General features: G+C 58.3%; 16 protein-coding genes. 3 read left to right on the top strand and 13 right to left on the bottom strand.

Annotated elements, in window-relative coordinates; all coding sequences use genetic code 11:
- Nucleotides 1–62: 62 nt before the first annotated feature.
- From ASF69_RS10740 to rimP, 3 genes are read right to left on the bottom strand one after another with little or no spacing between them, the layout of a single operon-like run.
- Nucleotides 63–761 (bottom strand): RNA-binding protein, encoded by a 699-nt coding sequence (locus ASF69_RS10740; protein WP_062587334.1) that lies wholly within the window; start codon nucleotides 759–761, stop codon nucleotides 63–65.
- Entirely contained in the window at nucleotides 758–2368 is a 1611-nt protein-coding gene (nusA, locus tag ASF69_RS10735) for a transcription termination factor NusA (RefSeq protein ID WP_062587333.1), read from the bottom strand. Before nusA ends, ASF69_RS10740 begins: the two co-directional genes overlap by 4 nt.
- A gap of 53 nt (nucleotides 2369–2421) precedes the next feature.
- Nucleotides 2422–3006 carry a ribosome maturation factor RimP gene (rimP, locus tag ASF69_RS10730; protein WP_062587332.1) on the bottom strand — a complete coding sequence of 195 codons (585 nt, stop codon included), beginning with the start codon at nucleotides 3004–3006 and terminating at the stop codon, nucleotides 2422–2424.
- Nucleotides 3007–3290: 284 nt separating this feature from the next.
- Here rimP and ASF69_RS10725 point away from each other — a divergent pair, with 284 nt between their 5' ends.
- Entirely contained in the window at nucleotides 3291–4919 is a 1629-nt protein-coding gene (locus tag ASF69_RS10725) for an MFS transporter (protein ID WP_082469698.1), read from the top strand.
- A gap of 86 nt (nucleotides 4920–5005) precedes the next feature.
- On the opposite strand, the gene ASF69_RS10720 is transcribed toward ASF69_RS10725, so the two are convergent.
- From ASF69_RS10720 to ASF69_RS10705, 4 genes are all read right to left on the bottom strand, one after another.
- A complete protein-coding gene (locus ASF69_RS10720; protein ID WP_062587330.1) occupies nucleotides 5006–6355 on the bottom strand; it encodes an ABC transporter permease in 1350 nt (449 codons plus the stop codon).
- 1 nt (nucleotide 6356) lies between these two features.
- Nucleotides 6357–7037 (bottom strand): ABC transporter ATP-binding protein, encoded by a 681-nt coding sequence (locus ASF69_RS10715; RefSeq protein ID WP_062587329.1) that lies wholly within the window; start codon nucleotides 7035–7037, stop codon nucleotides 6357–6359.
- Nucleotides 7038–7039: 2 nt separating this feature from the next.
- Nucleotides 7040–7510, bottom strand: a complete 471-nt coding sequence (locus ASF69_RS10710) for a hypothetical protein (RefSeq protein WP_062587690.1) — start codon at nucleotides 7508–7510, stop codon at nucleotides 7040–7042.
- Between the two features lie 91 nt (nucleotides 7511–7601).
- Entirely contained in the window at nucleotides 7602–9359 is a 1758-nt protein-coding gene (locus ASF69_RS10705; protein WP_062587328.1) for an alkaline phosphatase, read from the bottom strand.
- A 351-nt stretch (nucleotides 9360–9710) separates the two neighbouring features.
- Between ASF69_RS10705 and dnaK the strand changes: the two genes are divergently transcribed.
- A complete protein-coding gene (gene dnaK, locus ASF69_RS10700; RefSeq protein ID WP_062587327.1) occupies nucleotides 9711–11615 on the top strand; it encodes a molecular chaperone DnaK in 1905 nt (634 codons plus the stop codon).
- Nucleotides 11616–11704: 89 nt separating this feature from the next.
- Nucleotides 11705–12835 carry a molecular chaperone DnaJ gene (gene dnaJ, locus ASF69_RS10695; RefSeq protein ID WP_062587326.1) on the top strand — a complete coding sequence of 377 codons (1131 nt, stop codon included), beginning with the start codon at nucleotides 11705–11707 and terminating at the stop codon, nucleotides 12833–12835.
- 57 nt (nucleotides 12836–12892) lie between these two features.
- Here dnaJ and ASF69_RS10690 read toward each other — a convergent pair whose 3' ends face one another.
- The 6 genes from ASF69_RS10690 to ASF69_RS10665 form a co-directional block, all read right to left on the bottom strand.
- Entirely contained in the window at nucleotides 12893–13477 is a 585-nt protein-coding gene (locus tag ASF69_RS10690; protein ID WP_062587325.1) for a hypothetical protein, read from the bottom strand.
- A 79-nt stretch (nucleotides 13478–13556) separates the two neighbouring features.
- Entirely contained in the window at nucleotides 13557–14111 is a 555-nt protein-coding gene (locus ASF69_RS10685; RefSeq protein ID WP_062587324.1) for a DUF924 family protein, read from the bottom strand.
- A gap of 10 nt (nucleotides 14112–14121) precedes the next feature.
- Nucleotides 14122–14334, bottom strand: a complete 213-nt coding sequence (locus tag ASF69_RS10680) for a SlyX family protein (RefSeq protein WP_062587323.1) — start codon at nucleotides 14332–14334, stop codon at nucleotides 14122–14124.
- A 102-nt stretch (nucleotides 14335–14436) separates the two neighbouring features.
- Entirely contained in the window at nucleotides 14437–15942 is a 1506-nt protein-coding gene (locus tag ASF69_RS10675) for a tripartite tricarboxylate transporter permease (RefSeq protein ID WP_062587322.1), read from the bottom strand.
- Nucleotides 15943–15950: 8 nt separating this feature from the next.
- The gene (locus ASF69_RS10670) at nucleotides 15951–16412 is read right to left on the bottom strand and encodes a tripartite tricarboxylate transporter TctB family protein (protein WP_062587689.1); all 462 of its coding nucleotides are present in this window, start codon (nucleotides 16410–16412) and stop codon (nucleotides 15951–15953) included.
- Between the two features lie 189 nt (nucleotides 16413–16601).
- The gene (locus ASF69_RS10665) at nucleotides 16602–17585 is read right to left on the bottom strand and encodes a tripartite tricarboxylate transporter substrate-binding protein (RefSeq protein ID WP_062587321.1); all 984 of its coding nucleotides are present in this window, start codon (nucleotides 17583–17585) and stop codon (nucleotides 16602–16604) included.
- Nucleotides 17586–17647: the final 62 nt, after the last annotated feature.

Genomic DNA, 17647 nt, shown 5'->3' with positions numbered 1-17647 from the left:
AGACTCTAGTCTCTACAATTGCTGTATCCGAACGCGGCAGACGGTCATGTCCGATAACCGCGTCATTGTCTTTCCGTCCGGGCAGCGTCAATTTCGCCTTGAGGTTTCTCGCCATGGCGATACCGCTCAAGCACCTTTGCGCGCTTCACTACACCCTCACCCGCCTGTCCCGCAAGCGCGCAGGCATGGATAAAAGCATTCTGGCCCATCAGTTCGTCCATTTCCTGCTCACTGAACAGATGAAAGGACGGTATTTCTGTCTCGGTTCCTGAACCGAGGGTCCAGGCCTTTCGGGCCTGGTTTATCTTTCTGACGCCATCGGCGGCAGCATCCGTGGCATGGAAAACCGCAAGGGTATTTCCGGAACGGACAGCCGCATCCACCTTGGTGGCCCCGCTGATGAACTGGCCCGCCTTGCGCGCCATGTTCATCATACCGGCCAGTTGCTGCGCCAGAAGCCGGTCCATCAACTCCAGGAGTTCAGGTCCAGCCTTTACATCTGTCTTCAAGGCACGTGCGAAAAGCTTTTTCGCAATGGCCTTTTCGATCAGGGCGCGTTCGGGGGTGACCCAGCATCCGCGCCCTGGCAATTGGCGTTTCAGGTCCGGCACAACGCTTTTGTCCGGGCCTGCGACAAAACGGACCAACTCGTCGGGTGTTCCAATCTGCCGCGTTACAATGCACGTCCGCTCGCTGCCTGTACCTTCGACCCGCCGCTCATCGTCCAGCAGGTCATCAGGCTCATGCGCTTGCGAAATCATTCCTGATCGGCGGTATCCGCCTCCTCGGTCGCTGCCTCTTCCTGCTCTGCAGCAAGATCTTCAGCGGTAATCCAGCCAGCCAGAAGGCGGGCCTGAACGACCATGTTCTCGGCTTCGACGCGCGAAACGTCGAGCTTGGAGAAGATGCCGTCGAACTTCTTGGTTTCGCCGTCCTTGCGTTCGCTCCAACCAACGAGGTCGTCGGCCGCGCAGCCGGCGAGATCTTCGATGTTCTTCACGCCTTCCTCACCGAGGGCCACCATCATCTGCGATGTCAGGCCTTCGATCTGGCGCAACTCGTCGGAAACGCCGAGTTCCTTGCGCTTGGCATCCATTTCAGTCTCGATACGCTCAAGATATTCCTTGGCGCGAGTCTGAATTTCGACAGCGGTATCCTCGTCGAAACCGTCGATGGAGGAAATTTCGCTCAGATCGACGTAAGCAAGTTCTTCAACCTGCGCAAAGCCTTCCGAAGCCAGAACCTGACCAACCATTTCGTCCACATCCAGCGCTTCCATGAAGATGCCGGTGCGTTCGTTGAATTCCTTCTGGCGGCGCTCGGATTCTTCCTGCTCCGTCATGATGTCGATATCCCAGCCGGTCAGCTGCGATGCCAGACGCACGTTCTGACCGCGACGACCAATGGCCAGCGACAGCTGCTCATCCGGCACCACGACTTCGATACGCTCGGCTTCTTCATCCAGAACGACCTTGGCGACTTCCGCCGGCTGAAGGGCGTTGACGATGAAGGAAGCAGGATCCTGGCTCCATGGAATGATGTCGATCTTTTCGCCCTGAAGCTCGCCGACAACCGCCTGGACGCGCGAACCGCGCATACCGACGCAGGCACCGACGGGATCGATGGAGCTATCGTTGGAGATCACGGCGATCTTGGCGCGCGAACCCGGATCACGGGCCACAGACTTGATCTGGATGATGCCGTCGTAGATTTCAGGCACTTCCATGGTGAAGAGCTTGACCATGAACTGCGGATGGGTACGCGACAGGAAAATCTGCGGACCGCGCTGTTCGCGGCGCACATCGTAGACGAAGGCACGAACGCGGTCGCCGTAACGCAGGTTTTCCCGTGGAATCATCTCATCGCGACGGATGATGCCTTCGCCACGGCCTAGATCGACGATGACATTGCCATATTCCACGCGCTTGACGGTACCGTTGATGATTTCGCCGATGCGATCCTTGAACTCGTCGTACTGGCGGTCACGCTCAGCTTCGCGAACCTTCTGGACGATAACCTGCTTGGCGGACTGGGCAGCGATACGGCCGAAATCCATTGGCGGCAGCGGATCAGCGATGTAATCGCCAATCTTGGCATCGACGTTGCGGTCGCGCGCCAGTTCCAGCGGGATCTGCGTGCCGTAGTCTTCGGCCTTTTCGACAACTTCGAGCAGACGCTGCAGACGGATTTCACCGGTCTTCGAGTTGATGTCTGCGCGGATATTGGTCTCGGAACCATAACGCGAGCGGGCAGCCTTCTGGATAGCGTCGGCCATTGCGGCCAGCACGATTTCTCGGTCGATGACCTTTTCGCGCGCCACAGCATCGGCGATCTGCAGAAGCTCAAGCCGGTTAGCACTTACTGCCATTTTTTGTGTCTCCGTCAGTCGTTTTGCCCGCGTTGTCAGGGCTTACGTTGGATTTAGTCTTCGTCTGCTTCTTCGTTCTGATTGGCGGCAGCGGCCTTGGCCAGCTTGTCCGCCTTCAGGGCGTCACGAATAAGATCGTCCGTCAGAATGAGCTTCGCGTCGGAAAGCGTATTGAATGGTATGGTGACCACCGGCTCCTCGCCGTATGCAATCTGATCGCGCTCAAGCTTGAAGCCATCGGCCTCCACGCTGGCGATCTTGCCGCGAAAACGCTTCCGGTTATCAACCAGGATCGATGTCTCGACCTTGACGATATGGCCCTGCCAGCGAACAAAATCCATCTTTCGCACCATTGGCCGGTCAATGCCGGGCGATGACACTTCCAGATGATACGCCTTCTCGACGGGATCTTCCACATCCAGAACAGGAGAAATCGCCATGGACAGCGCTTCGCAGTCCTGCACGGTCATGGTGCCGTCTTCACGCTCGGCCATGATCTGCAATGTCGAACCGTTCTGACTGGATAGGCGCACGCGAACCAGCAGAAAGCCCATTCCGGTCAGAACCGGTTCGATAATTTCCGCGATCCGCTGGTCGATGCCTGTTTCGGTTATCAGTCTTGGTTCGGCGTCTGCCATTCTGGCCTTCCGGTCTTTTGTCTGCAACCGGAACGCTTTGTCCCGGTTATTGGGGCGCCTAACGAAAAAGAGCGGAGCCTTGCGGCCCCACTCTTCATCAGACGATCAAGAATTTGAAAGACGGTATAAACCCTAATCGCCGACAATGCAAGGATGGCGCTGACATGCAGCGAAATTGCCTTTCGTCACAATTTTACCGTGGCACGGGCTGAAACAGTGGCATCCTTCCAAACGGCGTCTATAGTGTCAGCCGGATCACCAGCAATTGCATCATTGGACTGCCCGTGCCCGATAGAAAATCTCCCCTTGCACCGCTCAAGCATCAAACCTACCGAACGATATGGTTTGCAAGCATCGCCTCGAACTTCGGCGGGCTGATCCAAGCGGTCGGTGCAGCCTGGATGATGACGGCGCTGTCGTCTTCGGAAAACATGATTGCGCTGGTGCAGGCATCGACCTCCCTGCCGATCATGCTGTTTTCGCTCGTTTCCGGGGCGCTCGCCGACAGTTTTGACAGGCGTCGCATCATGATTTCGGCCCAGCTGTTGATGCTGACCGCGTCCGTCATGCTGACCGTTTTTGCATGGTCCGACTGGTTATCGCCGTGGCTGCTGCTGTTTTTCACCTTCATGATCGGATGCGGAACCGCACTCAACAATCCCTCATGGCAGGCCTCTGTCGGGGAAATGGTGCCGCGCGAGGATTTGCCGGCAGCGGTGACGCTCAACAGCGTCGGGTTCAACATCACCCGCAGCGTCGGCCCGGCCATCGGCGGCGTGATTGTTGCCATAGCGGGTGCTGCAGCCGCGTTTCTCGTCAACACCTTCAGCTATTTCACGCTCATCTACGCGCTGATCAAATGGCAGCCGCCGAAGAATACCTCGACGCTTCCGCGTGAACAGCTGCTGGCGGCCATTTCCGCAGGGATGCGCTACGTGGCCATGTCGCCCAATATCGGCAAGGTATTGGTGCGCGGCTTTCTTTTTGGCCTTTCAGCCAGCGCCATTCTGGCTTTGATGCCGCTCGTTGCCCGCGATCTGGTGCAGGGTGGACCGCTGACCTACGGCATCATGCTGGGAGCCTTCGGCGTCGGCGCCATCGGCGGCGCGCTGATCAGCGCCCGCCTGCGTGAAGCCCTGAGCAGCGAATGGATCGTACGCGTGGCATTTCTCGGCTTTGCCCTGAGTGCCGCAGTCACCGCGGTCAGCACCAACGCGATCTTGACCGCTCTTGTGCTGACGGTCTCCGGCGCAAGCTGGGTTCTCGCTCTTTCCCTCTTTAACACCATCGTGCAGCTTTCCACCCCCCGTTGGGTGGTCGGCAGAGCCCTCTCGCTCTACCAGACCCTGACATTCGGCGGCATAGCCGTAGGCAGCTGGCTCTGGGGCTCGCTGGCAGAAAATTACGGCCTGTCCTACTCCCTGCTCTGTTCGTGCGTGCTGATGCTGTTTGGCGTCGTGGTCGGGTTCAAATTGGCCATGCCTGCCTTTGCGTCGCTCAATCTCGACCCGCTCAACCGTTTCGTCGAACCCAATCTTCGCCTCGATATCAAACCGAGAAGCGGTCCCATCGCCATCATGGTCGACTATGAAATCGACGATTCCGATCTGGCGGAGTTCATGACGCTGATGGTGGAACGCCGGCGCATCCGCCTGCGGGACGGAGCGCAGAACTGGACGTTGATGCGTGACCTTGAAAATCCTGACATCTGGACGGAAATCTACCATGTTCCGACCTGGGTGGAATATGTGCGGCACAATCAACGGCGAACCCAGGCCGATGCGGAGAGCTGGGACGGCATTCTCAAACTTCACCGTGGCGATACGCGCCCGCGTGTCCACCGCATGATCGAGAGACAGGCCATTCCGCCCCAGGATGACATCTTCCACAAGGCGCATATCGACCCTCCCTGAGCGAAATGGTCGAAGGAAAAGGCCGCAAGAGTTAGCCTGCGGCCTGAACGTCTGGTCAAGACGCCCCTAGGAGAGCGTCGCTCTGGTCAGCTGCGCAGCGCTTCGACAGGCGATTGTCTGTAGGCAAGCCACGCCGGCAGAATTGCCAGAACCGCCGCGACTGCCAGGAGGACAGAGAGCTGCAACAGGTCGGATCGCGCGAATTCGACGGGCATGGCAACGCCGCTTTTCACGACCAGATGAGCGGTGATGGTTTTGGCGGCAGCAAAGCCGACCGCAAAGCCAAGAGCTATGCCGCTGGCAAAGAGTGTGAACAGTTCCACCCAGACAATGAGTGAAATGGACGAACGCGGCGCCCCGAGCGCGCGCAGCGCTCCAATCTGCCTGCGCCGCTGGACGACATGGGTCAAGGTGACGAGAATAAGAGACGCAGCCACGAGCAGTTGCGCGCCGATGGCAACGACCGACAGCACCTCGCGCGCATCCCCGAGCGTCGCATAGAGTTTGGTCAGGACCTCTCCCGGGAAGACAGCAAGGGTATTTCCCTGCCGGTACTGCTGGCGCAGCTTGTACGCATCGGCAATCGACTTCGGCTTTACCAGAATGGCAGGCACACCGGGCGTTTCGGCGTCGAATGTTTCGACCAGACCGGATTCCGGCACATGCTCGTGCTCGTGCCCTTCTTCGTGCCCTTGCCCTTCTTCGTGTTCGTGTTCGTGTTCGTGTTCGTGTTCGTGTTCGTGTTCGTGTTGAGGGTCTTTCCCATGATCGTGTTCGTCATGCTTTATTTCGCCCTCGGCCCCATGATCGTGGTCATGATCATGCTCGCCACCGCCCATGCCGTGGAGATGCCAGACAGACGTGATCGGCACCAGAATGGCACGATCCCACGGGGTGCCCGTCGGCTTCAAGCGACCTTCCACGTGATAGGTAATCTCCGTATGGGTGTGACCGCCCTCTTCCGCTGCGCCATGCATCGGCTTGATGTCTGCGCCAAGCGGGAGATCGACGGCCGAACCGATAACCGCATCTGTCGCGTCTTTCAGGCCGCTGCCTTCGGTAAATCCGCCGGAGGTGTTCTCGATCAGCGAATTCGTCGTGCCGACTATTGGATAGCCGGCAAATGAATCTCCGAAGCCAACCGGCCCGGCCCATGCCACCCGTGGATCCTTGGAGAGTGCGGCCAGCGTTTCGCCGCCGACAAGGGGGAGAGGAGCGGCTTGCAGAAAGACGGATGACAGCACAAGCTGGGTTTCGCTGCCCGCTGCGCCGATGACAAGATCGAACTTGTCTGCGGCCCGCGCCGTGCCCAATCGAAGAGCCCGCTCCTGCAGGGTGACGGTAACACCAAGAGCGGTTGCCATGGCGACAAGCAGGATCACCACGACAGATCCGGACCAGAGTCGTCTGAGGTCCGACATAATAAAGCGTATCATCTTATTTTGTCCGTGCGGTATCTGCGCCAACCCGGCCATTGACCAGCTCGATCCGTCGATCGAGCTGGTCGGCCAGGAGCATGTCATGGGTGATGATGATGAGCGTCGATCCCTCGACCCGCGCCAGATCCACCAGCAGCCTGCCGATGGCTTTTCCGTTTTCAGGATCGAGGCTTGCGGTCGGCTCGTCCGCGACGATTACGCCGGGCTTTCTCAGCAGGGCGCGGGCAATGGCGACCCGCTGCATCTCGCCGCGCGACATGGTGTCGATTTTCTGGTCTGGCCGCCTAAGCCCCGTCTTCTCCAGCAATGATGCTGCGCGCTCGGCATGCTGCGGGGACATGACCCGCGACAGGCGGGCGGGCAGCAATATATTTTCCATGGCGGAAAGACCGGGCAGGAGGTGAAACTCCTGCATGACGAGGCCGACATTGCCTCCCCGCCACTGGTCTCTCTTCGTTTCGGAATAGGCGGCAATGTCCTGATCGCGCCACAGGATACGTCCGGCGTTCGGACGCACCAAACCGGTAATGACATTGACAAAGGTGCTCTTGCCGGACCCCGACGCACCGGTGATCGCGATTTTTTCTCCTGCTGCAACGCCAAATTCGTCAAGAAAAAGAACGGGCGCGGCAAGACCCGGATAGGAAACGGAAAGATCTGAAATTTTCAATGCCAGCATGATCAGGATACCATGTATTCTGCGTCTCGGATCCGCACCAGGCTGACAAAGCCGGTTTCCGGATCGGTCCAGGAGCCATGTTCCAGCACGCCGGTTACCTCGATGGTGGTGCTTGGCTGCACAAAGGTCTGTTTCTCCAAGAGATAGACGACCACGATGTTATCGGGCCAGTCCGAATCCGAAGAGCAGAACGGGCAGAGCGCCATGGGAATTTCCGTCAGCACGAAGAAGGCTGCCTCCGCCTTCAGCGGCGGCGCCATGAAGCCCTTCATGCGGATCTGCCTGCCGGACAACTGCTTCAGTTTCTCGGAAAATTCCAGTCCGAGAACGCCGACCTTGCCGTACATCTCGTCGAAGCTAAGCGGCACAGCCGATGCAGAAGCCTCGCGCACGAGGCTTGGAAAGCTGGCGAGAGCGATGCTGGCAAGTGTCAGCGCCTGTCTGCGTGTCAGCTTGTCTGGCCGGTACACCATGACGGTCTCCGTTTTTTTGCTATTGTATTTGGCCTGAAACGACAATTCCGACCCGCCGATGACGGGTCGGAACATCTCTTGACGTTTTTGCTTACTGCGTCTGCTTTGCGCCGAGCGCGAAAGCATCGGCCAGCACGCGGTATACGTCGCTCTGTTCCATGTAGCGCTTGAACTCTTCGGAACCGGGGCCTGTGGACTGCAGAACGATATCGTCAACCGCGTGAACGCCGCTGTCGCCATCCTTGGGGATGTTGCCCTGCACGAAGACGGCGCCGGGAACATTCTTGTAGGCTTCGTTGGCGATGTATTCCTTCTTCTCGTTCTGGATTGCCGGAACGAAAGGACCGTCCATCTTCGGGCGGAATGTTTCGTAATGGTCGGGACCATTGTTGGCATTCAGGAACAGACGGCGGCTGACGTCGATCCGGTCAGGATAACCATCGCCATCCTTGTCTTCGTAGTTCGGGAAGCCAGCTTCGGCATAGGTGCCGACCTTGGCGCGCATCTCATCGCCCGGCTTTTCGTCATCGACGGTGCCGATGATGGAAACGCCGTGGGTATGGTCACCGGTCACGACGATCAGCGTATCAGGGTTCTTGGCAGCAAATTCGCGGGCAACGCCAACGGCCTTGTCGAATTCGATGGTTTCGACAACGGCACGATCCCAATCAAGCGGGTGGGACATCTTGTCGATGTTGGCGGCTTCAACCATCAGGAAAAAGCCTTCAGGGTTCTTCGAAAGCTCGCCGAGCGCTGCGGTCGTCATGTCAACGAGACCCGGCTGGTTCGGGAACTTGTCGACAGTGCCCTTCTTCAGGAAGTTACGGTCGAGAAGCGTGTCCATGTTGCCGGTATGGAAGAGGCCGAGAAGCTTGCCGGTGTTCGAACCTTCAGCCTTTTCGAGCTCGCTCTTGTCGGTTGCCAGCGTGTAGCCCGCATCCTTGAACAGCTTGATATAGTCCTTGTCATCCTTGCGCTTGGAACCGGGTGTGTCCTTGCCAAGGAAATAGGCAGAGCCGCCGCCCAGGACGACATCAGGCTTTACATCCAGCATCATGCCGGTGATTTCGGCCTTGTCGCCGCGCTTGCGAGTATGGGAAACGATGGCGGCAGGTGTCGCATCCTGCAATTCGGAGGTCGTAACGATACCGATGGACTTCTTCGTCTGGCGGCGCAGGGCTTCACCCAGCGTTTCGACCTTAGGGTCGTCAAGGCTGGAAGGCGTGCGGTCGCCGTAAACGCCCAGAGCGTTTACCGGAGCCTTGTGGCCGGTCATGTAAGCGGACATGGTGTTGGCGCTATCGGTCGCGATGGCTTCTGTCGAAGACGTGCCGATGAAGGCCATGCGGTCCATTTCGTCCATATTCAGGCGGCCGTTCGCCTTGCCTTCCGTCATGCCCTTGGACATGATGCGGGCAGCGGTGCGGTGCGCGACAGAAAGACCGTCGCCCAGCAGGAAGATGACATTCTTGGCCTTCGGCTTTTCGCTCGTGCCATAGACGGTCCAGTTGACGCTCTTTGTTTCAGAACCGGCGGAAACCTCGACCTTGTAATCGCCAGCCTTGGCAATCTTGAGGCCGCGGAGCGTCACGGCAGAACCGAGCACCTTGTCTTCCTTGCCCTTTTCTTCCGCCGTGAAGGTTACGTCGGAACCGAAGACGGTCTTGTAATCCTGGCCGTTGACCGTGATCTTGACGTCTTCCGGCTTCACGACGCCCTTGAACTCGACCTTGAAGTCAAAAGGAGAACCGCTGAGAATCGTCGCACGATCAAGAGGATAGACGGTTGCGGCCTGTGCGGCACCGGCAAGCATGGTGGTGGCAACGAGTGCGGCGATAAGTTTGCGCATGGAGAACCTCGAAATGAGATGTTTTGATGAAAAGCACCTCGCCTATAGGCACCCTGCATGACAGGGAAATGACGATCGGCGCGAATCATGCGCGCGCAATACAACCGGGCGATTTATATTCTGCTGCCCTGGAAAAGCGGTGAGCGAGCAATATCTGTTTTTTGCAAGTCTTATTTCTTCGTTTTTTGGTGCGATCGAGACCTTGATCCGCCTTGCAGCGGGAAAAATCGCTCCTTATATACCCCCCAGACAGCGGCAGATGCTGCACTAACCGGAAGACCATCCAAGTCAAGGAGTTGTCAATGGAATGCCTCCCGGGGTTCCGACAGCTCGCTTCAAGGAGAGAAGAGAATGGCAAAAGTAATCGGTATCGACCTTGGCACGACCAATTCCTGCGTCGCAGTGATGGACGGCAAGGACACTAAAGTTATTGAAAACGCAGAAGGCGCGCGGACGACCCCTTCCATGGTCGCATTCAGCGACGATGGCGAGCGTCTGGTTGGCCAGCCCGCCAAGCGTCAGGCCGTCACCAACCCGACCAACACATTATTCGCCGTCAAGCGCCTGATCGGTCGCCGTTACGAAGACCCGACCGTCGAAAAGGACAAGGGCCTCGTTCCGTTCGAGATCGTCAAGGGCGACAATGGCGACGCATGGGTTCAGGCACAGGGCAAGGGTTACTCCCCTTCGCAGATTTCGGCCATGATCCTTCAGAAGATGAAGGAAACCGCTGAATCCTACCTCGGCGAAAAGGTCGAGAAGGCCGTCATCACGGTTCCCGCTTACTTCAACGACGCCCAGCGTCAGGCAACCAAGGATGCTGGCCGCATTGCCGGTCTTGAAGTCCTGCGCATCATCAACGAGCCGACTGCTGCGGCTCTCGCATACGGCCTCGACAAGAAGGACGGCAAGACGATTGCTGTTTACGACTTGGGCGGCGGTACCTTCGATATTTCCGTTCTGGAAATCGGCGACGGCGTCTTCGAAGTGAAGTCGACCAATGGCGACACCTTCCTCGGCGGTGAAGACTTCGACATGCGTCTGGTCGAATATCTGGCCGGTGAATTCAAGAAGGATCAGGGCATCGACCTTAAGGGCGACAAGCTTGCGCTTCAGCGCCTGAAGGAAGCTGCCGAAAAGGCAAAGATCGAGCTTTCGTCTTCGCAGCAGACCGAAATCAACCTGCCCTTCATCACGGCAGATGCGACCGGTCCTAAGCACCTGACGCTGAAGCTGACGCGCTCCAAGTTCGAGAGCCTGGTGGACGATCTGGTCCAGCGCACCGTTGCACCGTGCAAGGCAGCGCTGAAAGATGCGGGCGTTACCGCTGCAGAGATCGATGAAGTGGTTCTCGTCGGCGGCATGAGCCGTATGCCGAAGGTCCAGGAAGTCGTAAAGCAGCTGTTTGGCAAGGAGCCTCATAAGGGCGTCAACCCTGACGAAGTCGTTGCCATGGGCGCAGCCATTCAGGCTGGCGTTCTGCAGGGCGACGTCAAGGATGTTCTGCTTCTCGACGTGACACCTCTGTCGCTCGGTATCGAAACGCTCGGTGGCGTTTTCACACGTCTGATCGACCGTAACACGACGATCCCGACCAAGAAGAGCCAGACCTTCTCGACCGCAGAAGACAACCAGTCTGCCGTGACCATCCGCGTTTCGCAGGGTGAGCGCGAAATGGCGCAGGACAACAAGCTTCTGGGCCAGTTCGACCTCGTCGGCCTGCCACCATCGCCACGCGGCGTTCCACAGATCGAAGTCACCTTCGATATCGACGCCAACGGCATCGTGCAGGTTTCCGCCAAGGACAAGGGTACCGGCAAGGAACAGCAGATCCGCATTCAGGCATCTGGTGGTCTGTCCGACGCCGACATCGAAAAGATGGTCAAGGACGCTGAAGCGAATGCCGAAGCCGACAAGAAGCGTCGCGCAGCTGTCGAAGCCAAGAACCAGGCCGAAAGCCTCATCCACTCTACCGAAAAGTCGGTGAGTGAATATGGCGACAAGGTTTCCGAGACGGACCGCAAGGCTATCGAAGATGCGATCGCTGCACTGAAGACGGCTGTGGAAGCATCCGAGCCTGACGCAGACGATATCCAGGCCAAGACGCAGACCCTGATGGAAGTTTCCATGAAGCTTGGTCAGGCGATCTACGAGGCCCAGCAGGCTGAAGGTGGCGAAGGCGCTACTGAGGGCGGCAAGGACGACATCGTCGATGCCGACTATGAGGAAATCAAGGACGACAAGAAGTCCGCCTAACGGCGAACGAATTGAAATCCCAATTGACGCTTGACTGAAATCCGGCTGCCTCGTGCAGCCGGAAATCCATTTCCGGGGCTTGTTCATTAATGGCGAAAGCAGACTTTTACGAAACACTTGGCGTCGGCCGATCCGCTGACGAAAAAGAGCTGAAAAGCGCCTTCCGCAAACTCGCGATGAAGTATCATCCCGACAAGAATCCTGGTGACGCGGAGTCCGAGAAGAAATTCAAGGAGCTCAACGAAGCTTACGAAACGCTGAAAGATCCACAGAAGCGCGCGGCTTATGACCGTTTCGGTCACGCAGCCTTCGAGCAGGGCGGCATGGGCAATGCTGGCGGCGGTTTCGGCGGCGGCAGCGGCGGATTCTCCGACATCTTCGAGGACATATTCGGCGAGATGATGGGTGGCGGTCGTGCACGTCGCTCCAGCGGCGGCCGCGAGCGCGGTGCCGATCTTCGCTACAATATGGAAATCTCGCTTGAGGAAGCCTTTGCGGGCAAGACTGCCCAGATCCGCGTTCCCACCTCCATCACTTGCGACGTTTGCACCGGATCGGGCGCGAAGCCCGGCACGCAGCCGAAGACCTGCGCCACCTGCCAGGGTTCGGGCCGCGTGCGTGCTGCTCAGGGCTTCTTCTCCGTGGAGCGCACCTGCCCGACCTGCCATGGCCGCGGCCAGACAATCACTGACCCGTGCACGAAGTGCCATGGTCAGGGGCGCGTGACGGAAGAACGCTCCCTGTCTGTCAACATTCCCGCGGGTATTGAAGACGGTACGCGTATTCGTCTGCAGGGCGAAGGCGAGGCCGGAATGCGCGGTGGCCCATCGGGTGACCTCTACATCTTCCTGTCGGTCCGTCCGCACGAGTTCTTCCAGCGCGATGGGGCGGACCTCTATTGCGCCGTCCCGATTTCCATGACGACGGCGGCGCTTGGCGGTACATTCGATGTGACGACGCTGGACGGCACGAAATCGCGCGTGACGGTTCCCGAAGGTACGCAGGCCGGAAAGCAGTTCCGTCTCAAGGGCAAGGGAATGCCCGTGTTGCGCTCGGCCCAGCTGGGTGACCTCTACATCCAGATCCAGATCGAGACACCGCAGAAGCTGACAAAGCGTCAGCGCGAATTGCTGCAGGAATTCGAGCAATTGTCTTCCAAGGAGAACAATCCGGAATCGACGGGCTTCTTTGCCCGGATGAAGGAATTCTTCGACGGCTGAACCGTGCAAGGACTGATCTGAGCAAAACCGCGCCCTCGAAAGAGTGGCGCGGTTTTTTTATGCGAGCGCGCGCAGGGTGGACGTGGCCAGGATCGCGGCAAACAAAAGCAGGAAAGTCGCAGCGATCTTCTGGATTGCCTGCGGCGTCAAGGCGATGTTTTTTCCTTTGGAAAGACTGCAGCCGAGGGTGATCCAGCCACAGGCCGCGAAGACAACGAGGCCCGAAAACAGCGATAGCCAAGGCAGGAGTTCGCTGAACGTGCCGCTCGGCATCACGACCACGGCGATGATCAAGGCTTTCGGATTGAGCATGGTGGTCACCATGATATCCATGACCGTAACCTCCCGCGCCTTCCCCTCAGCCTCCTGCCTGAACCACAGACGGCAAGCCAGGAAGAGCACCCACAGGCAGGCTGCGACCTTTGCAGCGAGCGACAATCCGGGATGGGCCGCGAGATAAGGTGCCGCAAGGGCGGCGACGGGCACGATGATAGCCAGATACCCGCAAAGCTCACCCAGGATCAACGGCAACGCGCGGACAATGTCGCGGGAATAGCCACCGAGCGCCATGAGGGTATTCGTCGGCCCCGGTGTGAGCAGCAGCAAGAGGATGACGCCAGTAAATTCCAGAAGGTTTGCCATGTCCACGCTCCGTTGATACCGGAGATATAATCCATGATGGCGTCAGTGACTTGATTTCGGTCAAGTCTACTCCAGACGATCAGCCCGCAAAGCCGCCCTCTTCCAGAAAGCGCCTCTCCTCCTCACTGCTTTCCCGCAGCAGGATCTCGTTGCGATGCGGGAAGCGACCGAAACGCTTGACGATGTCGCGGTGCTCAATTGCAAAGGGAAGGAAACGCTCACCCAACGGCTCGCATAATTTGCAGCAAAGCTCCTGGTCTTCCAGCGTCTCAGAATGCATCAGAGGCAGGTAGAAGAAGATACGAAGTTCGTCCCCGCTTGCCATGTCGTGCTGGCGAGAGATGGCCTCGCGTGCATAGTGGAGCGCGAGAGGGTCCGTCGCATACATGTGCGCCGTATTGCGGAAACAGTTTCGTGGAAACTGGTCGAGCAGCAGGAGCAGGGCCAGACTGGTCTCCGGCCTATCGAGCCAGCTTTCAAGCTCGCGTCTGGCAGCGGCAAAATGCAGGTCGCGGAACCTATCATGGAAAGCCTCGTCGAATTCCGCGTTTTTGTCGAACCATTTTTCCGGGCCCGCCGCCTGCCAGAATGACAGGACGTCTGAGGCCGATGTTGTAATGGTGTTTGCAGTCATCGTCGTGGCCTCAATAATGCGGTGGCTTGGTGATGGCGGGTGCCTCGAGAGACTGTTCCTCCAGATTGAGAAACCGCTCGGTCAGCCTGTCCAGCTTCGCACGGACCTGCTCGACCACTCTCCACTGCTCCGTGAGCTGGTCGGACAATTCCTCGATGGTCTTTGCCTGATGCGCCACGGTCTCTTCGAGGGCAATGATACGGTTTTCGCTGTCGTCAGCCATGAGCGTCTCCTTGGATGCTCCGCTTTGCCACCTTTGCGGCGTCAAGACAAGTAAAGGCCGGACGAGACGCCCGGCCCTGAACGGTTTCTCAGTCAGAGACGATCAGTCTTCTTCCTGGAACACCTCTTCGCGCTTTTTCTTGACGCTTGGAAGGAACACCACGACGAGGACGGCGAGCGCAATCAGCAACAGGGTCGCACTGATTGGCCGGGTAAAGAATGTCGTGGCATCGCCGCGCGACAGGATCATGGCGCGGCGAAGGTTTTCCTCCAGAAGCGGACCGAGCACAAAGCCGAGCAGCAATGGCGCCGGTTCGCAACGAAGCTTGACGAGCGCGTAACCGATAAGCCCGAAAAAGGCGACAGCATAGAGATCGTAGACGTTGGAATTCACGCTGTAGACCCCGATCGAGCAGAACGCCATGATGATCGGGAAGAGCACATAATAGGGCACCGTCAGCAGCTTCACCCACAGGCCGATCAGCGGCAGGTTCAGCACGACCAGCATCAGGTTGCCGATCCACATGGAGGCGATGATGCCCCAGAACAATGCCGGTTGCTCCGTGGCAACATTCGGACCCGGTACGATGCCCTGAATGATCATTGCACCGATCATCAGCGCCATAACGGGGTTGGCGGGGATGCCCAGTGTCAGCAGCGGAATGAACGAGGTCTGCGCGCCGGCATTGTTGGCCGACTCTGGTCCGGCGACACCGGCAATTGCACCGTGGCCGAACTCTTCAGGATTTTTCGAGACACGCTTCTCGACCGTATAGGATGCGAATGCCGCAAGAATGGCACCGCCGCCCGGCAGAATACCGAGAGCCGAACCGATTGCCGTGCCGCGCAGAACGGGGCCGACCATCTTCTTGAAATCTTCCTTGCTGGGAAGTAGCCCGCTGACCTTGGCCATCAAGACCGAACGGGTCTTTTCGCTTTCCAGATTGCGCAGGATTTCGGCGATCCCGAAAACGCCCACGGCAACGGCAACGAAGTTGAGACCATCGGCATATTCACGGATACCAAGCGTGAAACGCGGTGTGCCGCTGTAGATATCGGTTCCGACCAGCCCCAGAAGCAAGCCCAGAACGACCATCGCCAATGCCTTGATGATGGAGCCGTGCGCCAGTGCGATGGAGGAAACCAGACCGACGACCATGAGCGAGAAGTATTCGGCAGCACCGAACTCCAGCGCAATGGCCGTCAGTGGCGGGGCAAAGACCGCGACGAGGAAGGTCGAAACGGTTCCGGCAAAGAAAGAGCCCAGCGCGGCGATGGAAAGAGCCACACCGGCCTTGCCCTTGCGCGCCATCTGATAGCCATCGATGGCGGTGACGGCAGAGGACGATTCGCCCGGCATGTTGATCAGAATGGCGGTGGTCGATCCACCATACTGGGCGCCGTAGTAAATGCCTGCCAGCATGATGAGCGAGGACACCGGCTCAAGCTGGAAGGTGATTGGAAGCAACATGGCAATCGTTGCAGTTGCCCCGATGCCGGGCAACACCCCGATCAACGTTCCGAGCAGAACGCCGATGAGGCAGAAGAACAGATTGTCGATGGAGGTTGCGGTGGAAAAACCAAGTGCGAGATTGCTGAACAGTTCCATCATCCACCTCAGAAATTGAGCCAGGGGCCAAAGCGCTGGAAGGGCAAGCCCAGGCCATAATCAAAGACCGCAACCGAAAAGACGGTTATGCCCACAGAAAGCGCAAGTGCCATCCATGGCTTCATCCTTTGGGACGCAAAGGATGCGATCAGCGACGTGAAGAACAGTGCCGGGACGAAGCCAAGCCCACGAACGGTCATGCCGAAGAAGATGGGGGCTGGCAGAATGAAAAAGATCCCACGCCAGGCGATCGGTCCCAACGGTTCGCCGCTGACTTTTCCGGCGCGAACGAAGATGAATGCGCCCAGCACAATGAGCACGATGGAAAGCAGGAGTGGGAAATAGCCCGGGCCCATGCGAAACGCCGTCCCGAGCTCCAGCCCATATGATTGCCAGGCGAAGAAGACGCCGAGCGCAATGAAAAACGCCCCGCAGATTGCTTCCGTGGCATCGAAAGAAAGTGATTTCATTTTTTGTTTCCCCGCTGGCGGATGAGGCCTCGTCAGGCCGATCATCGAAAGCACCATGTCATGGTCTTGAAGGCAGACGCGCTTTCATGTGCCAAGGCTGACACATGCCAGAACAGCTGGCACGCGCGCTGCATCGTAGTCGAAAGCCGACGATCCGCTTAGATCGTCGGCCCCGATTGTGTTTCCGGCTTAGTCGGCGTACTGGCCCGCAGCCTCGATCACCGTTTTCCAACGGGTGATTTCGCTTTCAAGCTTTGCCTTGAGAGCCGCAGGCGTGCCGTCCTTTTCCGCAGAAGGCACGGTTCCGAGTTCCGCGAAGCGAGCGGCAACATTTGGATCCTTCAGGGCGACCTGAAGCGACTTGGAAAGGCGCTCATTGACCTCAGCAGGCGTACCCTTGGGGGTGTAGATGCCGTGCCAGACACCGACTTCGAAGTTGGGCAAGCCAGCCTCCGCAGATGTCGGGACGTTCGGAAGCACGTCGAGACGCTTTGGCGTCGTTACCGCGTAAGCCTTTACCGTGCCGCCCTGGATCTGTTTCGTCGTGTTCGTCGTCTGGTCGCACATGATGTCGACCTGTCCACCCAGAAGATCGGTCATCGCCGGACCCGTACCCTTGTAGGGAACCGTGACCAGCGGCGTTTCGATGGCACTCATGAACAGCATACCGCACAGATGAGACGCCGCACCAAGGCCGGCATTGGCAACCGTTACCGTATCCTTGTTGGCCTTTGCGTATTCGATAAGGCCTTTGAGGTCATTGGTTTCGAGGGTCTTGCGCGACAGGATCGTCATCGGGACTTCCGTGACGAGACCCACATAGTCGAAAGCTTCCAGCGTATTATAGGCGAGCTTACGGTAAAGCGTGGCGCTCGTGGCCATGCCGATGTGGTGAAGAAGGATGGTGTAGCCATCCTTGTCAGCGGATGCGACGCGGCCTGCTCCCAGCGTTCCACCGGCACCGCCGACATTTTCGACGATGATCTGCTGACCCAGATCCTTCGACATGGATTCGGCAACGAGGCGTGCAACGGTATCGGTCGGACCACCTGCGGAGAAGGGAACGACCATGGTGATGTTGCGCTGCGGATAGGTCTGCGCCGATGCGGACAGGGCAAAGAGGGACACGGCAGCGGCAGCCACGGCACCTGTGACGGTCTTGAGAATTTTCATCATTTCCTCCCGATGAAATATGGCCTCATCGACCGAAACACTCCTATTGCCTCGGTCGGGGT

It is taken from the genome of Rhizobium sp. Leaf311, assembly GCF_001423445.1.
GTDB lineage: Bacteria > Pseudomonadota > Alphaproteobacteria > Rhizobiales > Rhizobiaceae > Agrobacterium.
The sequence above is the reverse complement of the archived record's forward strand: the minus strand, read 5'-3'. Positions and strand labels throughout refer to the sequence as shown.

Coding starts and splice junctions, on each gene's coding strand:
- ASF69_RS10690 (WP_062587325.1), bottom strand. CDS start 13,477: ATGGCAAACCTTCTGGAATTTACTGGCGTCATCCTCTTGCTGCTGCTC.
- ASF69_RS10715 (WP_062587329.1), bottom strand. CDS start 7,037: ATGCTGGCATTGAAAATTTCAGATCTTTCCGTTTCCTATCCGGGTCTT.
- ASF69_RS10675 (WP_062587322.1), bottom strand. CDS start 15,942: ATGGAACTGTTCAGCAATCTCGCACTTGGTTTTTCCACCGCAACCTCC.
- ASF69_RS10720 (WP_062587330.1), bottom strand. CDS start 6,355: ATGATACGCTTTATTATGTCGGACCTCAGACGACTCTGGTCCGGATCT.
- ASF69_RS10740 (WP_062587334.1), bottom strand. CDS start 761: ATGATTTCGCAAGCGCATGAGCCTGATGACCTGCTGGACGATGAGCGG.
- ASF69_RS10705 (WP_062587328.1), bottom strand. CDS start 9,359: ATGCGCAAACTTATCGCCGCACTCGTTGCCACCACCATGCTTGCCGGT.
- ASF69_RS10710 (WP_062587690.1), bottom strand. CDS start 7,510: ATGGTGTACCGGCCAGACAAGCTGACACGCAGACAGGCGCTGACACTT.
- ASF69_RS10680 (WP_062587323.1), bottom strand. CDS start 14,334: ATGGCTGACGACAGCGAAAACCGTATCATTGCCCTCGAAGAGACCGTG.
- dnaJ (WP_062587326.1), top strand. CDS start 11,705: ATGGCGAAAGCAGACTTTTACGAAACACTTGGCGTCGGCCGATCCGCT.
- ASF69_RS10670 (WP_062587689.1), bottom strand. CDS start 16,412: ATGAAATCACTTTCTTTCGATGCCACGGAAGCAATCTGCGGGGCGTTT.
- dnaK (WP_062587327.1), top strand. CDS start 9,711: ATGGCAAAAGTAATCGGTATCGACCTTGGCACGACCAATTCCTGCGTC.
- ASF69_RS10685 (WP_062587324.1), bottom strand. CDS start 14,111: ATGACTGCAAACACCATTACAACATCGGCCTCAGACGTCCTGTCATTC.
- nusA (WP_062587333.1), bottom strand. CDS start 2,368: ATGGCAGTAAGTGCTAACCGGCTTGAGCTTCTGCAGATCGCCGATGCT.
- ASF69_RS10665 (WP_062587321.1), bottom strand. CDS start 17,585: ATGAAAATTCTCAAGACCGTCACAGGTGCCGTGGCTGCCGCTGCCGTG.
- rimP (WP_062587332.1), bottom strand. CDS start 3,006: ATGGCAGACGCCGAACCAAGACTGATAACCGAAACAGGCATCGACCAG.